Below are 15980 nucleotides of genomic sequence, written 5' to 3' on the forward strand. Positions count from 1 at the left end.
CTTTGGATGTCCTCGACCGCTGCTAGCGTCCAAGCCATGGTCTGCGGAGTCGAAGGTGATGGCGGCAACGGGATCGTCCTTGCGGACATCAGGGCTGCTCAGGACGGAGATGCCGAGGCATACGCCCGCGTCGTCGAGTCCTGGGGCGGACCGCTGTTGAGGTTCTGTCGCAACCATTTGCCGGCCACGATGGACGCCGAGGACGTCGTCCAGGACGTTTTGCTGGCTGCCTGGCAGAAGCTACCTGATCTCGACGATCGATCGCGGTTCAGGGCGTGGATGTACACCATTGCCCGAAATCGTTGCCGTGAAGTCATTCGGACCGCCGGGCGACGCGCCACCGATCCCGTCGCACCAGAAGAAGTTCCGGTGAGGATAGATACCCGACAAGACCCGGCGAGGACCCATGCCAGAGACGCTGCGATGACGGCGTTGAAGGAGAGCGTCGACAGGCTCGCCGACAATCAGAGGCGTATTTGGGTCATGGCCCACATTGATGGTCTCGGATACGCCGAGATTGCAGAGATTGAAGAATTACCAGTGTCCACCGTCCGTGGTCGTTTGGCTCGGGCGAGGGCGACCATTGCGGAGGAGATGGAACCATGGCGGTAAATCTCGCGTGTGGCGCGGACATGAATGAGGTCTGGGACAATGCGGCACAACCTCCCACCAAACACGAAGTCGAGTGTCCAGCCTGCCGGGCTGTGCGTACCGAGGCTCTTCGCGCCAGTCAGATGCGTGACGACACAGTTTCCGAGGACGCTCGAACCAGGGTTGTCGTTGATCCACCGAAGTTGTCGTCGGTATGGAGGTCCTACACGGCTGACCTCTCACCACGTCACTGCATCGTCAGTGACGACACTGGCGAGATCGAGGTCAGGGAGACCGTGTTGTCTGCGATCGTGCGCCGGACCGTCGCCGATTGTGAGGATTGCGTGCTGAGCCACGTCCATTTTTCAGTACCCAATACTCCACTGAAACTGCGTATTGACCTGTCTGTTGCGCACGGTGTTCGGATTCCGGAATGCGCTGACCGGGTGCGTCAGCGGGTCTCGTCGGAAATGTACCGACAGCTGCACGGACACCCAGTAACCATTGACATCGCTGTGGAGGATATCCATGTCTGAGAACGACCTTGTCGTCTCCGGAACTGTTCTGACAGGTGACGACACCGTTGATGATCTGAAAGGGGTCATAGCCACCACGGTTCTCAATACCCCGGGAGTGACTCGACTCGTACGACCGTGGTGGCGGCGAGTCGGGACTTCCGACGACCGCTCCGCAATCCGGATAACCGAGCAGGATGGCCGTACTGACGTGGATATCGAGGTCACCGTTGATCTGACGGTGCCCATCGTGCGGCTCACCGAGGATCTTCGACACCGGGTTTCCACGGCCATCGCCCAGTCCGGACGCACACCAGGAAAGGTCGACGTCGTGGTATCCAAGGTTGAAGGGTCGAGCTGACACAACAAGGTCCCCGGAAGAACCGGGGACCTTGTGTCGGTTTTAGGAAGATCAGGAAATGCGCTCGGTGGTCTCCTGGCTGAAGATGTGGACGGAGGCCGGGTCGACACCCAGGCGCACCTGCTCGCCACGGCGCGGAGGACGACGCGACGAGATACGTGCGACGACCTGGTGGGCCTCGCCATCCTCGATGGAAGCCTGCTTTCCGGAACCGGCGAGGGAGCCGTAGAGGTAGGCGTCAGCGCCGAGTTCCTCGACAACAGCAACGTCGAGTGCGATGCCCTCACTAGCGAGGGTGAAGTCCTCCGGGCGGATACCGACGATGAGCTTCTTCTCGTTCGGAGCCTTGGCCAGAACGTCGCGGGAGACCGGGATGACGTGATCGCCGAGTTTGACGCCACCGTCGACGACCTCGCTTTCGATCAGGTTCATGGCGGGGGAGCCGATGAACCCGGCGACGAAGAGGTTCTTCGGGGCGTCGTAAAGGGCCAGCGGGGAATCAACCTGCTGCAGCACGCCATCCTTCATGACGGCAACACGGTCGCCCATCGTCATGGCCTCGGTCTGGTCGTGGGTCACATAGACGGTAGTGACACCGAGGCGCTGCTGCAGGGCAGCGATCTGGGTACGGGTCTGGACACGCAGCTTGGCGTCGAGGTTCGACAGCGGCTCGTCCATGAGGAAGACCTGCGGGTTACGAACGATGGCGCGACCCATGGCGACACGCTGACGCTGACCACCAGACAGGGCCTTCGGCTTGCGGTTGAGGAAGTCCTCCAGGCCGAGGAGCTTGGCCGCCTCGAGAACGCGCTGCTGACGCTCAGCCTTCGGCACGTTCTGCATCTTGAGGGCGAAGCCCATGTTGTCGGCCACCGTCATGTGGGGGTAGAGGGCGTAATTCTGGAAGACCATGGCGATGTCACGGTCCTTCGGGGGCAGATCGGTGACGTCGCGGTCTCCAATCCAGATGGAGCCGGCATTGACCTCTTCCAGACCGGCCAGCATTCGCAGGGAGGTGGATTTACCACAGCCTGACGGTCCGACGAGGACCATGAACTCACCGTCGCCGATGTCGAGGTTGAGCTTGCTGACGGCTGCGTGATCGGTGCCCGGGTAAACCCGAGTCGCCTCCTTGTATTGCACGGTTGCCATGACCGTTGTTCCTTTCCACGGGCAGGTACGTGCCCGACGATCCGTTGTGGAAACGCGATGACGAGTGCCACCGGGGTCCATCAAGAGTTCGACGAACCGAGATCGATCATAATGGACAAGCCAGCACGAGAATGTGGTGGGGGCTACTAGCGGAGTGTCTCCCGTAGTCAGAGAAAGATCTGGTAGTAATCAACGAAGTGCGGACCCGCTGAGTTCTAACACTCGACGATGTTTACGGCGAGACCTCCTCGCGCCGTCTCCTTGTACTTCACCTTCATGTCGCGTCCGGTTTCCATCATCGTCTTCATGACCTGATCCAGGCTGACGATCTGGGAGCCGTCCCCGGCTATGGCCAGACGAGCCGCCGTCACAGCTTTGATGGCCCCCAGGGCATTGCGCTCGATACACGGAATCTGGACTAGGCCGCCCACCGGATCGCAGGTCAGCCCGAGATGGTGTTCAAGGCCGATCTCGGCAGCGTTGCAGACCTGGGCCGGCGTTCCGCCCATGACTTGAGCCAGACCGGCGGCGGCCATCGAACATGCCACGCCAACCTCTCCTTGACAGCCGACTTCAGCTCCCGAGATGGACGCCGACTGCTGGTAAATCTCGCCAACAGCGCCGGCTGCCAGGAGGAAGTCGACGATGAGGTCATCGTCACCGGTGTCGACACCGGGAGTACCTGAGTCGATGTCGGAACCGGGGGACAGAAACTTCACCGCGAAGTGCAGACAGGACGGGATAATGCCGGCCGCACCATTGGTGGGAGCGGTGACGATACGTCCACCTGCTGCGTTTTCCTCGTTGACGGCCAAGGCCCACACCGTCAACCAGTCGACTGAGCCGAACGGTTCCGGCCTGCCAGGCGCGATTGCCTCCCGGGCAACGAGATCGCGGTGCATCCTCATGGCACGACGCCGCACGTGCAGTCCGCCGGGAAGAACACCAGCGCGGGAACAGCCGCGCTCGACACAGGCGTGCATGACAGCCCAGATATCCAGCAGCTCGCTGCGGACATGCTCCTCGTCTCGGGTCGTCATCTCATTGGCCATGGTGACCTCGGGGATACTCATCCGGTAGTCAGAGCACTGTTCCAGCAATTCCTCCCCGGTCTTGAAAGGGTAGGGAACCGGAGCCGTATCCCGGACGATGGCTGGGTGCTCGTCCTCGCCGTGCTCGACGACGAAGCCACCGCCGATGGAGTAGAAAGTGCGTTCGGCGACGACCTCTTGACCAGACCAGGCCGTGAATGTCATGCCGTTGGGATGGAAGGGCAGAGAACGGTTGCGATACAGAATGAGGTCAGTCTTGACATCGAAAGATATCTCTCGACCGCCATGCACCGCGTCGAGGGTGATCCGCCCACTGTTGGCGACGGAAGCGGCACGAGCCGGGGTCTGATCGGTGTCCACGGTGGCTGGTTCCTCGCCCTGCAAGCCCAGTAGGACAGCTGCTTCGGAACCATGCCCGTGTCCGGTCGCTCCTAACGAGCCGAAGAGTTCGGCGCGCACTCGGGTAACTTCGGCCCACGCTGGCGACTGGGCTAGATCAGTCACGAAGATCTGGGCAGCTCGCATGGGGCCGACGGTATGCGAACTGGACGGACCGATACCCACCTTAAAGATGTCGAAAACGCTGACTGCCACGACAATGATTCTGCCAAAGACACAGGTGAAATGTCAGTGAAGAGCACGGAGGATCTGACGGCCTTTCGCCCGTCGGAGAGAGGGTCGCCAACGGGTTTGGTGGCGACGAGTTTTGACAAACCTCTTGACGAACTCGCCGCAGTGGTCCATGCTCTCTTTAACAAGAATTGAAGACATCTTTTGAAAGGTGTCTTTACAAAGATGTCTTGACAAGGGCTGTGAAGGCATGAACCCGGTCGTGGAGAAGAGGCGGTGACGGTGACGAAGCGTGATCGACGCAGCGACAGAGCCGATGACGTCCTGCTCGCACTGCGTGCCGGGGAAGCCATGAGTGCCGCTGACCTTGTCGAGCGCACTGGTTTGTCACGCCCAACCGTCATCTCAATCCTCAATGATCTGGAGTCGTCCGGGTGGGTGGTTCGTGGCACCTCCGATGGTGGCGGGCTGGGGCGTCCTGCCACGGTGTGGTCGTTGGGTGAGGATGTTGGGATCGTCATCGGGGCCGATATCCTCGTCGACTCAATGCTTCTAGTGGCGGCAACTTTCGGCGGGGCGATCCTCGACGTTCGTAGTGTCCGTCTGGGCCAACATCAACGTGACGCCCGTCTGGACGCCGTCGCAAACGCCATCGAGGCATTGCGAGATGTGTACCGGCAGAAAGGGCCACTGCTGAATCTGGCGATCTCGACGACAGGGATTGTCAACGGGGAAGGCCGTATTGTGCGCAGCGACCTCGTGCCGCAGTGGACCGGGTTGGACCTGGGACGTGTGCTCTCCGAACGCCTCGACGTTCCTGCCAGCGTCGACAACGACATCAATTTGGCAGCGTATGGCGAGTTTTGTCAGCGTCGGCAGCGTGGGCGCCTCGATTGTGACTCCGACATGTTGCTGGTGCGGATGGCCCGAGGCCTCAACACGGGACTGGTCCTCAACGGACAGGTTCATCGCGGACGCACCTGGAACGCCGGTGAGATCAGTGACGTGCTCGACTTACATCTAGACGGCGAGGAGGTTCCCGACGATGACTGGATTGATCGGGCGGCCTTGACGACGGGTTCGATCGCAGCTGTCATTGCCCCCGATGCCATCGTCATGTCTGGACCGACCAGCTCATCAGTCAAGGTCATTCGCCAGGTCATTGCTCGGCTCATGGCCCGCCGACCGCTCGGCTCGGAGGCGATGAATGCTGAAGTCGAGGAATTGGGACAAGCCGCGTCGGTCGTCGGAGCTCTCAATACTGCCTTGGAAGCGGTGACGAGAAAGGCCCTCGGTACCGAACATCCGCGCCCTGTGGCCCTACGGGGCATGGCCAAGATCATTTCCGAAGTTGAGAAAGGACACCACAGCGTCATGACGGCAACTCATCGAGAAGGACACACGGGGGATCGCATGAGGGTCGGTGTTGTTGGTGTCGGGGCACGGTCGCGGCTGGCTCTTAACGCCGAGCTGGAAGGCAACGACGGCGTTGTGACCGCTGTGTGCGAGCCTCACCACCTGGCCCGCAAGCGAGTAGCCGATCGGCTCGGGAAGGACCCCGACTCGATCACGATCACCCCTGACGTTGCCGGACTCATTGCGTCGGGAATTGACGTCGCCTTTGTCACCTCCCCTGACGACACCCATGCCGAGGTCACGTGTCAGCTGCTGGAAGCCGGGATTCCGGTTTATTTGGAGAAGCCGCTGGCCATCACGATGGATTCGGCGACCAAAGTCCTGACCACCGCGTACCAGACCGGCACGAAGCTCTATGTCGGACACAACATGCGGCACATGAATGTTGTCCGCTCGATGCGCGACCTCATCCGTACGGGTCGGATTGGCGAGGTCAAGGCGATCTGGTGCCGTCACTTCGTCGGGTCGGGAGGGGATTTCTACTTCAAGGACTGGCACGCCACCCAGGAGCATGGTACGGGTCTGTTGTTGCAGAAAGCGGCTCACGATATCGATGTCATGCACTGGTTCGCGGACTCCCACACCACGGATGTGGTCGGCATGGGCGGACTCACCCTCTATGACCGCATTACTGACCGTCGTGACAACTCTGACCAGCTCATGGGGGACTGGTACTCCCTGGACAATTGGCCTCCGCTGACTCAGAAGGGGCTCAACCCGGTTATCGACGTCGAAGACATCTCGATGGTGCTTATGCGGATGGAGTCTGGTGTTTTCGCTTCGTACGAGCAATGCCACTACACCCCGGACTACTGGCGCAATTACACCGTCATCGGTACCGAGGGGCGCATCGAGAACTTCGGTGATGGTGAAGGAGGCGTCATCCGGCTGTGGAACAAGCGCACCTACTACAACGCGGACGGTGACGAGACCTTCCCCATCATTGGTGACGCCAATGGGCACGGTGACGCTGACGTGCTGACGGTCACCGAGTTCCTCAATTTCGTCAGGAACGGAACCCGTACCGATACCTCGCCATTAGGGGCCTGGTATGCGGTTGCCGCGGGAATCCAGGCTACTGACTCGTTGCGGCACGGGTCGACGCCGCGCCAGGTGCCAGTTCTCGACGACGAGATTGTCCGGTACTTCAACAACAACCAAGTTAAGTGATCGCAATAAGACAGAGAGGTCAATCATGGATCGCAGAGGCTTTATCATCGCGGGGGGGGGGGCTGTCTTTGCCGCCCTAGCTCTTGGCGGTTGTTCATCGTCGAGTAAGGATGAAGAATCGGGTGTTTCGCCGAGTATCGACTCCAAGACGTCGGCCGAGTTGACTTTGGCATATTGGGATAAGAACCAGACGAAGACGATCGAGGAGAACCTCGCCTCCTTCGCCAAGAAATACCCGAATATCAAGGTCAAGACGAACCTGGCGGGATTCAATGACTTCTGGAAAAAGTTGCGTACCCAGGCCCAGGGTAACGAGCTTCCCGACGTGTTCTGGATGAACGGCCCCAATATCCAGCTTTACGCCGCCAACGGTATGCTCGCGCCGATCGATAAAATTACCGATGCCGGCATCAAATGGTCGGACTACCCGAAGGCTCTCGTTGACCTTTATACCTATGAGGGAAAGCACTACGCCGTGCCGAAGGATTTCGATACCATCGGGGTCTTCTATAATAAGAAAATCTTCCAAGAAGCTGGAGTTGACGTCCCTACTGCCAACTGGACCTGGGACGATTTCCATGACAAGGCCAAGAAGATCTCCGATTGGGGTAAATCCAAGGGTATTTACGGGTGTGCGACCACCATTAACGGCGATGGCCAGGGCACCTACTACAACACTATCATTCAGGCCGGCGGCTACATCATTAAGGACGACAAGTCCGGATTTGACAATCCTAAGAGCATTGAAGGACTGCAATGCTGGGCCGACTGGGTCAAGGACGGATCGGTTGCTTCCCCGAAGATCGTCACTGATACCAAACCTGCGCAGATGTTTAAGAGTGGCAAGTCTGCCATGTTCTGGACGGGTGACTGGACGGCCTCTGAACTCGCCCTGGAATTCAAGGGGCATGAGGATGACTACGACGTTATTGATCTGCCGCAGAAGGAAAAGAGGGCCACTGTCATTCACGGCATCGGATGGGCTGCTTCTGCCAAGAGTAAGAACAAAGCAGCAGCTCTGGCGCTCATCGCTCATATGTCTGGCAAGGAGAGCCAGGAGGTTGAGGCGAAGAACGGCACCGCCATCCCAGCTTTCAATGGGACCCAAGACGCGTGGGTCAAGAGTTTCCCGAAGTGGAACTGCAAGATGTTTGTCGACGCCGCAACGAGTTATGCCTCGACCTACCCGGTGAGTCGTAATACCGATGCCTGGGCTCTCCGCGAAGTTGACTTCCTCAATCCGGCTTTCGCCGGCGAGGTACCGGTTCCGGAGGCGGCTAAGAAGCTGGCTGCGTTCATGAATGACGCCCTGAGCAAGGAGAAGTGATGACACGGCCCGATGGGCGAGGTGGTGACGCGGTCGCCTCGCTATCCGGGTCGGGATCCCACCGGCCCGGACGACGAAACCCAACGAGCGTTGGAGCGTGGCCCATCCTCTTCATTGGTCCGCTCATGATCGGTATCGCGGTCTTCTACTACTGGCCAATTGTCAAGAACATCGTCACGTCGGTGCAGCAGACCAATGCCTTCGGGGGAAATCCCGAGTTCGTAGGCATACAGAACTACAGGGACTTGTTCTCAAGCCCGGATCTGGGTTCGGCGATGCTCAACACTGTGCTGTACACAGTTATCGTCTTGCTTGGTATTCCACTGTCGGTCATCATTGCGTCGATGGTTGAATTGCCAGGCTTGAAGTTAAAAGGGTTGTATCGCGCTGTGTATTTTATGCCGTACCTGGCTATGCCGATGGCTGTCGCTCAGGTCTGGAAGATTGTCTATAATGGTCAATTCGGCCTCCTCAATCAGATCCTCCGTAGTCTTGGTGTGAGTGATCCTCCCTATTGGCTCATCACACCAGGATGGGCGCTGTTCGCGGTTGCGCTGTTCGGACTGTGGTCGTCTATTGGTTTCAATGTCATCATTTTGTCGGCGGGCCTGAAGTCGATTCCTCGAGAGCTGTACGAAGCCGCATCCATTGATGGCGCTTCGAGGTGGCGTCAGTTTCGCTCGGTTACGGTTCCGCTGCTGACTCCATCAATCTTTTTCTTAACGATCATGACGACGATCAGTGGATTCCAGCTTTTCGATGCTTTGTATGCCATGATTGACACCGGAAATCCGGTCGAGCCCAGAACGAGGTCCTTGGTCTCCCTTTTTTATCGGGAGGCATTCGTCAACAACAACCAAGGGGTGGGGGCAGCGATCGCCATCGTCATCTTCCTCCTGGTTGCCGTTGTTACCTTCATTCAGTTTCTGGGGCAGAAGAAGTGGGTCAACTATGTCTGAGATTGCGCCGACCGGTGAGGTCTTGAGTCAGCAGGAGGTGGACCACCTCGTCAAAAAGGGTGACCGGAACTCCCAGAAGGGCCTCGTCGGTATACATGCGTTGCTGCTTATTGGCGGTGTGTTTATGGTCTTCCCGTTCGTCTATCAGGTTCTTATGTCCTTGTCGACGAACGCCGAGATTCAGGCCGTTCCGCCCAAGCTCATCCCGAATGAGTGGCAGTTCAAGAACTATGCCGAGGTTTTCACTAGGTTGCCATTTCTCAAGCAGTTCGGCGTTTCTTTGACGATCACCGTGTTGCGTACTGTTGCACAGTTGCTCTTGTGTGCGATGGGTGGATATGCCTTCGCTCGCATGAAGTTTGGGGGCAAGTCCATCCTCTTTGGGCTTGTACTGGCCATTCTCATGGTGCCCGGACAGTCATATCTCATCGGTCAATACCAGATCATTCGTGACCTTGGCCTACTCGAGACCCCATGGGGCATTGTGTTGCCAGGCTTTTTCTCTGCTTTCGGTGTCTTTCTAATGCGGCAATCGTTCATGAGCTTGCCGGTGGAACTGGAGGAAGCAGCGCGTCTCGATGGTTGTAATCCTTGGCAGACCTTCTGGCGCGTCATGGTCCCCATCGTCAAACCGGGCTTGTTCGCCGTCATGATTACGACGGTACTGTGGTCCTGGAATGATCTGTTATGGCCACTCATCGTGACCACTCGGGAGGAGTCGATGCCGTTGAGCGTGGGTATCGCCACTCTGGCGGGACAGCATTCCAGCGAGTTTGCCCTCATGATGGCCGCCTCCGTGATGGCGATGGCACCGATCTTCCTGTTGTTCTTTTCAATGCAAAAGAGGGTTATTGAAGGACTAGCCAGCTCAGGGTTGAAAGGCTGAACACATAGTTGCCTACCGGCGTGCAGGCCTGTCCGGGTAGTGGCAGAGTTGTGTCATCACAACGATGTGGTTGAGGGGCTATGCCCTCGGAAAGGTAGGGGCCATGAAGGCGTTGGTGAAGACCCGGCCGGAGCCGGGACTTGAACTCATTGATATTCCTGACCCGACTCCGGGGCCGAACGATGTCGTCGTCAAGGTGTTGCGCAGTGGGATCTGCGGCACGGACGTCCATATTGACAAATGGGACGGTTGGGCCTCCAAGACGGTGCGCACCCCGCTCGTTCTGGGCCACGAGTTCTGCGGCGAGATTGTCGAACTCGGCTCTGAGGTCAATGACCTGGAAGTCGGTCAATTCGTCTCTGGCGAGGGCCATTACGTCTGTGGTCGCTGTAGGGCGTGTTTGGCGGGCAAACGGCACCTGTGTCGCAACACCCAGGGCATCGGATACGCCGTGGATGGGGCCTACTGTCAGTATTTCGTCATGCCAGCCAGCAATGTTTGGGTCCACTACATCCCGGACCTTGACCCAGACGTCGCGGCGATCTTCGATCCCTTCGGCAATGCCGTTCATACGGCTTTGCAATTTCCTTGCCTGGCCGAAGACGTCCTCGTCTCAGGAGCTGGTCCCATCGGAATCCTGGCTGCCCTCGTCGCTCAGTTCCAAGGGGCGCGCAATGTCGTCGTTACTGACCTATCTGACGAGAGGCTCGAACTAGCTCACAAGCTCGGTTTGAAGAACACCGTCAATGTCTCCCGAGAGGGCTTGGAGACGGTGTGGGACCGCTTTGACATGAAGGAGGGGTTCGACATTGGTCTGGAGATGTCTGGATCGGGTGCCGCCCTGACTTCGATGATCGACAACATGACTCATGGCGGGCGTATCGCTCTGTTGGGAACTCCAAGCAAGGACATCACCCTTGACGTGTCCAAGGTTATTTTCAACATGCTTACGATCCAGGGAGTGACCGGTCGTCAGATCTTCGAGACCTGGTACACCATGTCTTCCCTCATCCGTTCTGGCCTGGACATTTCTGGGGTCATAACCGACAGATTCCCCATCACGGAATTCCGCGAGGCATTCAACGTTGCCGAATCGGGCCATGGCGGCAAGGTCGTCATGAACTGGGAATACCTTGACTGACGAGTTGTAGGAAGGACAATCACCATGTACGGATCCATGAAAGACGAACTGAGCGGCAAGATCGCGGCCCTCAAGGAGGAGGGACTGTATAAGGCCGAGGCTCCATTGACCAGCCCTCAGTCAGGTGAGATCACCGTCGATGACGGACGCGAAGTCATTAACTTGTGCGCCAACAACTACCTTGGTTTGGCCGACTCCCCGGTGCTCATCGACGCGGCCAAGAAAGCACTCGACGAGTGGGGCTTCGGAATGGCCTCGGTGCGATTCATCTGTGGCACCCAGACCCTGCACCAGAAGTTGGAGCGGGCCATTACCGAGTTCTTGCACCCAGACGACCCTGAGAACTGGGACACCATTTTGTATTCGTCGTGTTTCGACGCCAACGGGGGCCTTTTTGAGGTGCTGCTGGGTCCTGACGACGCCATTATTTCCGACGAACTCAACCATGCCTCGATCATTGACGGGGTGCGGCTGTGTAAGGCGCAGCGCTTCCGCTATCGCAACCAGGACATGGCTGATTTGGAAGCTCAGCTCAAGGATGCCCAGGCTAAGGGCTGCAAGCACATGATTATTGCCACCGATGGCGTTTTCTCCATGGATGGGTTCGTCGCTCCACTGCCACAGATCTGCGATCTTGCCGAGAAATATGGCGCGATGGTCATGGTGGACGACTCCCACGCCGTCGGGTTCGTGGGCAAGACCGGTGCTGGTACGCCGGAGCGTTGGGGAGTGCGCGAGCGCGTCGATGTTCTCACCGGCACCCTCGGCAAAGCGCTGGGTGGAGCGTCAGGTGGCTACACCTGTTCCCATCGCGAGGTTGTCGAGATGTTGCGTCAGAACTCGCGTCCGTACCTGTTTTCGAACTCGCTGGCACCGTCAATCGCCGGTGCTGCCCTGGCGACTCTTGAGCTTCTCAAGTCGAGTTCGGACCTGTTGGACCGGCTGCGGGACAACACCGCCTACTTCCGTGCTGAGATGACCAAGCGCGGATTCGATATTCCGGAGTCCGATCATCCGATCTGCCCGGTCATGATCGGAGACGCTGTGAAGGCTGCGAGGATGGCCGATGTCATGCTTGCCAAAGGTATCTACGTCCGCGCCTTCAGCTACCCGGTGGTGCCGCGAGGCAAGGCGCGTATCCGTACTCAGATGTCTGCCGGCCTAACTCGTGAGCAACTCGACAAGGCCATCAAGGCCTTCGAGGAGGCACGCGAGGAGATCGGGTGATGTTGTAGCTGTGGAGGGGCTGGCGATGAGGTCAGCCCCTCTTTTTCGTGAATCCGGTTGACCAGTCGCGGCTTCTCGTGGGCGAGGACAAGGGTGAAGTGTCCGCTTCTTGGCAGATAACCAGGCACCGGACTGTCAGTTGTTCTCGGTATTCTCGACGACGTGCAGGACGAGACAAGTACCGCAGCTGCGGGTGAGAAGGATTCTTTCGCCGTTGCCGCGACCGCTCTTGCCGTGGCTGAGGATGAATTAGAAAGGTCTGCTGCCCGCGACGATTCTCCCGAAGAGGAGGAGTGGTGGAAGGCAGAGGGAATGCCGTGGAACCACAAACCTGGCCGCTCCGACTACTGGTGCATGGGTTGGATTGGTTTCCTCGGTATCTTCTCGTTGGCCATGCTCCCGCTTCGAGGCTGGTTGCTGGGGCTTGATCCGCCGATTCTCATGGGACTCACCGGGTCTCGTACCGGCACGGCGGCGACTGGAGCTTTGGCGTCGGTCGGACAGGCCCCACACTGGGTGTGGTGGCTGCTGCTCGGTTCGATCATGTCGATCAAGCTCGATTGGGTGTACTGGTGGGCCGGCAAGTTGTGGGGCCGCGGCATGATCGAGGTTTGGGCGGGACGATCCGAGCGGGCTCGTCGTCGCTACGACCAGGCGGAGAGATGGGCTGGCAAGCTTGGCTGGCTGGGAGTTCTCGTCGCCTATGTGCCGATTCCACTGCCGATCATGCCGGTCGTCTTCGTCATGGCTGGAGCCTCCGCGATGAAGGTAAAGTGGTTCATCGCGCTGGACTTTATTGCCGCGACGGTCTGGAATCTCGGCTATTTTGCGCTGGGATGGGGAGTGGGAGATCCCATCGTCGATGCCCTGAACTACTACGCCAAAATTGCCAACTGGGTGGCTATAGCCCTGCTCGTTGTCATTCTTGTACCGATCTTTTTCAAGTCTAAGAAGAAGGCGTGACTTCAGCCTCACACAGTGAATATCCGTGGGGATGTGAAGGTGGAGATTGATCGGCGATCAGCTGTTTTCGAGAGCCGTTCGATATTCCGCCTCAGCCTCGGCGCTGTAGGCGACGAGGTATATGGTCTCCACCGCCGTGTCGGTTTGCTGGCATGTTTCGACGGCAATTCGCGTGGCCTCGTCCATGGGGTAACCGTAAACGCCCGCCGAGATGGTCGGGAAAGCGATGGTTTTTGCGCCGACCTCGTCTGCCACCTGCAGCGATGTGCGGTAGCAGGAAGCGAGCTGGTCAGACTTGTCAATGGTTTTTGCCCATACCGGACCAACGGTGTGGATGACCCACTTGGCAGCCATATTCCCCGCAGTAGTAGCGACCGACTGGCCGGTGGGCAACCCGTCGGGCAGGCTGGTCTCGCGGAGTTTGCGACAAGCCGCTGAGAGTTGTGGCCCGGCAGCCCGGTGGATGGCCCCGTCGACCCCTCCGCCACCAGCCAGCTGACGATTCGCCGCATTGACAACGGCATCTACGTCAAGGGTGGTGATGTCGGTGCGAAGGATCGTGATCTTGGCCATGGCCCCATTGTGCATTGCGATCACCCTCCGCAAAATCCGCTGGTTCGCTGGCCGGAAACGCGCGAAGGTCGATGTAGTGATCGGCGTCGAAAGAGGAGTACTACTTATGAGCACGACGCGTCCGACCTCCACTCGCGCTGTCCATCTCGCCTCTCGCCCGCATGGTGCGCCCACCGAGGACGATTTCTATCTCAAAGAGATCGGTCTTCCCGAACTGGCCGATGGCCAAATCCTGGACCGTGTTCTTGACGCTTCCGACGCGAGGGTCATAGATACCGATATAGCTCCGGCTTCGGCGTATCTCAGTGTTTTGGATGGTATTGACGTCTACTACGACAATGTTGGAGCAGACCATCTGGAGGCTGCCATCACCCACCTCAACATTGATGGTCGGAAGATGGCTCAATGGTTGGCGAACGACGAGATCCACTGGGACGAGACGTATCGGGATGGTCTGGACGCGGCACCCAAAGCGTTCATCGACATGCTCGATGGGGCCAACACCGGTCGGAGCTGGAGGCGACGTCCCCTATGCTAAACAGATACTTTGTTGCGTCGAAAAAGGTGGACCATGCTTTACCGTTAGCTAAACGGTAAGGTTCTTGTAATATATTTGATACAGCGTCGAAAAAACCTGCGCGTGGGTAATAAATACCGATTAATTCATGGAATTCCTTGCTCAAACAGTCGCCACGTCTCCACTGGCCATTAAATGTTCGTCTCAGGTCTTCCCCTAGGAACATGACACAATCTTGGTCTGTGCATGAAGAGTGCTGGTTATGTGAGCGTAAAAAAAGATTCACAGTCGTTTAAAGACTCGCTAGACCATGGCGAAGAATCGTGGACGCCAGGTATTACCTGTCTATACTTCCGTGAATCGATAAATAGTCGAGCCTTATCGGCAAATAGTTCTACGTCTATCTTCTCGTTAGAAGCCATACTTTGCTTTCCACGCTTCAGTTTCGGCTTATCGGGATATTTACTGTTGTATAAATTGCGTAGAGCCTCACAAGCAGGCTTAGAAAGAAGTATTCTAACTGCTGCACCCCATGCGAAACGGGGTTGAATACTGACGGCTTCTGGGGCGAGCAGAGCGTCATGAGTGTTGCGAGCTTGAACATGGTTAGGGTAGTTACCTCGAGGGGAACTTGGGCCGCTCGATTTTTGAAGACAATTACAGGCTACCAGGGTTATTTAAGTTGGCCGACCTGGCAGACGACGTCACCTGGTTACTGCTGGAAGCCGAACCTCGTCTACGCCCTCGATTATGACAAGCCGCCCTCCCGGATTCAGTTGCGCCAGGATTGCGCGGCGCAGGTGTACAAACATGGCGCAACTTCATGACAGGAAAAGCCCCGATCGCCACAGCGTCACCCCGTACACCCTCTTTCGTGATGAGTCGCTTTGCTTCCCAGGGCGAATTCTCTCGTAGCTGCTTATGGCTGCATTGGAGCTACATCACGCACGACGACGCAGCCATTGGGCAATGTCATATCCCAGTCAAGGTCGCGGTAACTGCGACCGTCGAGAATCCCCAGCAGAACCCGCATGGTGTCACCGTGGGTGACGAGCACGATTCCCAGTGGGTTATCAGCGCTTACGTCCGCTATCAGATCGCGGCACCGGTTAGCCACATCCGCGAGCGACTCCCCACCAGCCCATCGGACGTCTGCCGGGTGGACGCCTTCCGGCTGGGGAAGAGGTTCGAGGTCATTGGGGGTGTGCCCCTCCATCGACCCCAGTCCCTGCTCGCGTAGTCGTGGGTCTGTTGTCATCCGTACTCCCAGTTTCTTCGCGATGGGGCGAGCCGTCTGACGCGCCCGCTTCTGGTCTGAGGCGATGACCGGGGTGCCCGGGGCTACGAGATCAGCTACTTCGCGGGCAGCTTGGCAGGCTTGACGACGGCCCAACATCGTCAACGGAACCCTCATGGTTTGGCCTTGGATACGTCCCTGGACATTCCACGTCGATTGCCCGTGCCTGACGATGACGATACGGATCACCTGCCAGACATTACCGACGACGGCTCACCAAGATGTCGGCTCGGTAGGGTGTCAGATATGTCGATCACGCCACG

Annotated in this window: 16 protein-coding genes; 12 read left to right on the forward strand and 4 right to left on the reverse strand. The window is 58.1% G+C overall.

The window, feature by feature from the left end; genetic code table 11:
• Window positions 1-36: 36 nt before the first annotated feature.
• Genes Q4B98_RS07435 through Q4B98_RS07445 form a run of 3 tightly spaced genes read left to right on the forward strand, consistent with a single transcriptional unit; the run spans window position 37 to window position 1467 of the window.
• Window positions 37-612 (forward strand): RNA polymerase sigma factor, encoded by a 576-nt coding sequence (locus Q4B98_RS07435; protein ID WP_303196582.1) that lies wholly within the window; start codon window positions 37-39, stop codon window positions 610-612.
• Window positions 603-1127: an Asp23/Gls24 family envelope stress response protein gene (locus tag Q4B98_RS07440; protein WP_303196489.1), complete on the forward strand. Its 525-nt coding sequence runs from the start codon at window positions 603-605 to the stop codon at window positions 1125-1127. The genes Q4B98_RS07435 and Q4B98_RS07440 overlap by 10 nt, the downstream gene beginning before the upstream one ends.
• Entirely contained in the window at window positions 1114-1467 is a 354-nt protein-coding gene (locus tag Q4B98_RS07445) for a hypothetical protein (RefSeq protein ID WP_303196583.1), read from the forward strand. Before Q4B98_RS07440 ends, Q4B98_RS07445 begins: the two co-directional genes overlap by 14 nt.
• Before the next feature lie 51 nt (window positions 1468-1518).
• Here Q4B98_RS07445 and Q4B98_RS07450 read toward each other — a convergent pair whose 3' ends face one another.
• Both Q4B98_RS07450 and Q4B98_RS07455 read right to left on the reverse strand, forming a co-directional pair.
• The gene (locus Q4B98_RS07450) at window positions 1519-2619 is read right to left on the reverse strand and encodes an ABC transporter ATP-binding protein (RefSeq protein WP_303196490.1); all 1101 of its coding nucleotides are present in this window, start codon (window positions 2617-2619) and stop codon (window positions 1519-1521) included.
• 215 nt (window positions 2620-2834) lie between these two features.
• Complete coding sequence (locus Q4B98_RS07455; protein ID WP_303196584.1) at window positions 2835-4271, reverse strand: L-serine ammonia-lyase; 1437 nt, start codon at window positions 4269-4271, stop codon at window positions 2835-2837.
• Between the two features lie 30 nt (window positions 4272-4301).
• On the opposite strand from Q4B98_RS07455, the gene Q4B98_RS07460 reads away from it, so the two are divergent.
• The 8 genes from Q4B98_RS07460 (at window position 4302) to Q4B98_RS07495 (ending at window position 13330) form a co-directional block, all read left to right on the forward strand.
• Entirely contained in the window at window positions 4302-4436 is a 135-nt protein-coding gene (locus Q4B98_RS07460; protein ID WP_303196491.1) for a hypothetical protein, read from the forward strand.
• Between the two features lie 87 nt (window positions 4437-4523).
• Window positions 4524-6827, forward strand: coding sequence for an ROK family protein (locus tag Q4B98_RS07465; RefSeq protein WP_368492327.1), 2304 nt, complete (start codon window positions 4524-4526; stop codon window positions 6825-6827).
• 25 nt (window positions 6828-6852) lie between these two features.
• Entirely contained in the window at window positions 6853-8154 is a 1302-nt protein-coding gene (locus Q4B98_RS07470; RefSeq protein WP_303196493.1) for a sugar ABC transporter substrate-binding protein, read from the forward strand.
• A gap of 125 nt (window positions 8155-8279) precedes the next feature.
• Entirely contained in the window at window positions 8280-9113 is an 834-nt protein-coding gene (locus tag Q4B98_RS07475) for a carbohydrate ABC transporter permease (RefSeq protein WP_303196585.1), read from the forward strand.
• Complete coding sequence (locus tag Q4B98_RS07480) at window positions 9106-9999, forward strand: carbohydrate ABC transporter permease (protein ID WP_303196494.1); 894 nt, start codon at window positions 9106-9108, stop codon at window positions 9997-9999. The genes Q4B98_RS07475 and Q4B98_RS07480 overlap by 8 nt, the downstream gene beginning before the upstream one ends.
• 103 nt (window positions 10000-10102) lie before the next feature.
• Complete coding sequence (gene tdh, locus Q4B98_RS07485; RefSeq protein ID WP_303196495.1) at window positions 10103-11140, forward strand: L-threonine 3-dehydrogenase; 1038 nt, start codon at window positions 10103-10105, stop codon at window positions 11138-11140.
• Window positions 11141-11176: 36 nt separating this feature from the next.
• A complete protein-coding gene (locus tag Q4B98_RS07490) occupies window positions 11177-12367 on the forward strand; it encodes a glycine C-acetyltransferase (RefSeq protein ID WP_303196496.1) in 1191 nt (396 codons plus the stop codon).
• Window positions 12368-12499: 132 nt separating this feature from the next.
• Window positions 12500-13330 carry a DedA family protein gene (locus tag Q4B98_RS07495; RefSeq protein WP_303196586.1) on the forward strand — a complete coding sequence of 277 codons (831 nt, stop codon included), beginning with the start codon at window positions 12500-12502 and terminating at the stop codon, window positions 13328-13330.
• 57 nt (window positions 13331-13387) lie between these two features.
• Here Q4B98_RS07495 and Q4B98_RS07500 read toward each other — a convergent pair whose 3' ends face one another.
• Window positions 13388-13903 (reverse strand): O-acetyl-ADP-ribose deacetylase, encoded by a 516-nt coding sequence (locus Q4B98_RS07500; RefSeq protein WP_303196498.1) that lies wholly within the window; start codon window positions 13901-13903, stop codon window positions 13388-13390.
• A 106-nt stretch (window positions 13904-14009) separates the two neighbouring features.
• Between Q4B98_RS07500 and Q4B98_RS07505 the strand changes: the two genes are divergently transcribed.
• A complete protein-coding gene (locus Q4B98_RS07505) occupies window positions 14010-14441 on the forward strand; it encodes a hypothetical protein (protein ID WP_303196499.1) in 432 nt (143 codons plus the stop codon).
• Between the two features lie 898 nt (window positions 14442-15339).
• On the opposite strand, the gene Q4B98_RS07510 is transcribed toward Q4B98_RS07505, so the two are convergent.
• On the reverse strand, window positions 15340-15906 hold the full coding sequence (locus Q4B98_RS07510; protein WP_303196500.1) for a histidine phosphatase family protein: 567 nt from the start codon (window positions 15904-15906) through the stop codon (window positions 15340-15342).
• Between the last annotated feature and the right edge of the window lie 74 nt (window positions 15907-15980).

The organism is Cutibacterium sp., assembly GCF_030525615.1.
In the GTDB taxonomy this organism is placed as follows: domain Bacteria; phylum Actinomycetota; class Actinomycetes; order Propionibacteriales; family Propionibacteriaceae; genus Cutibacterium.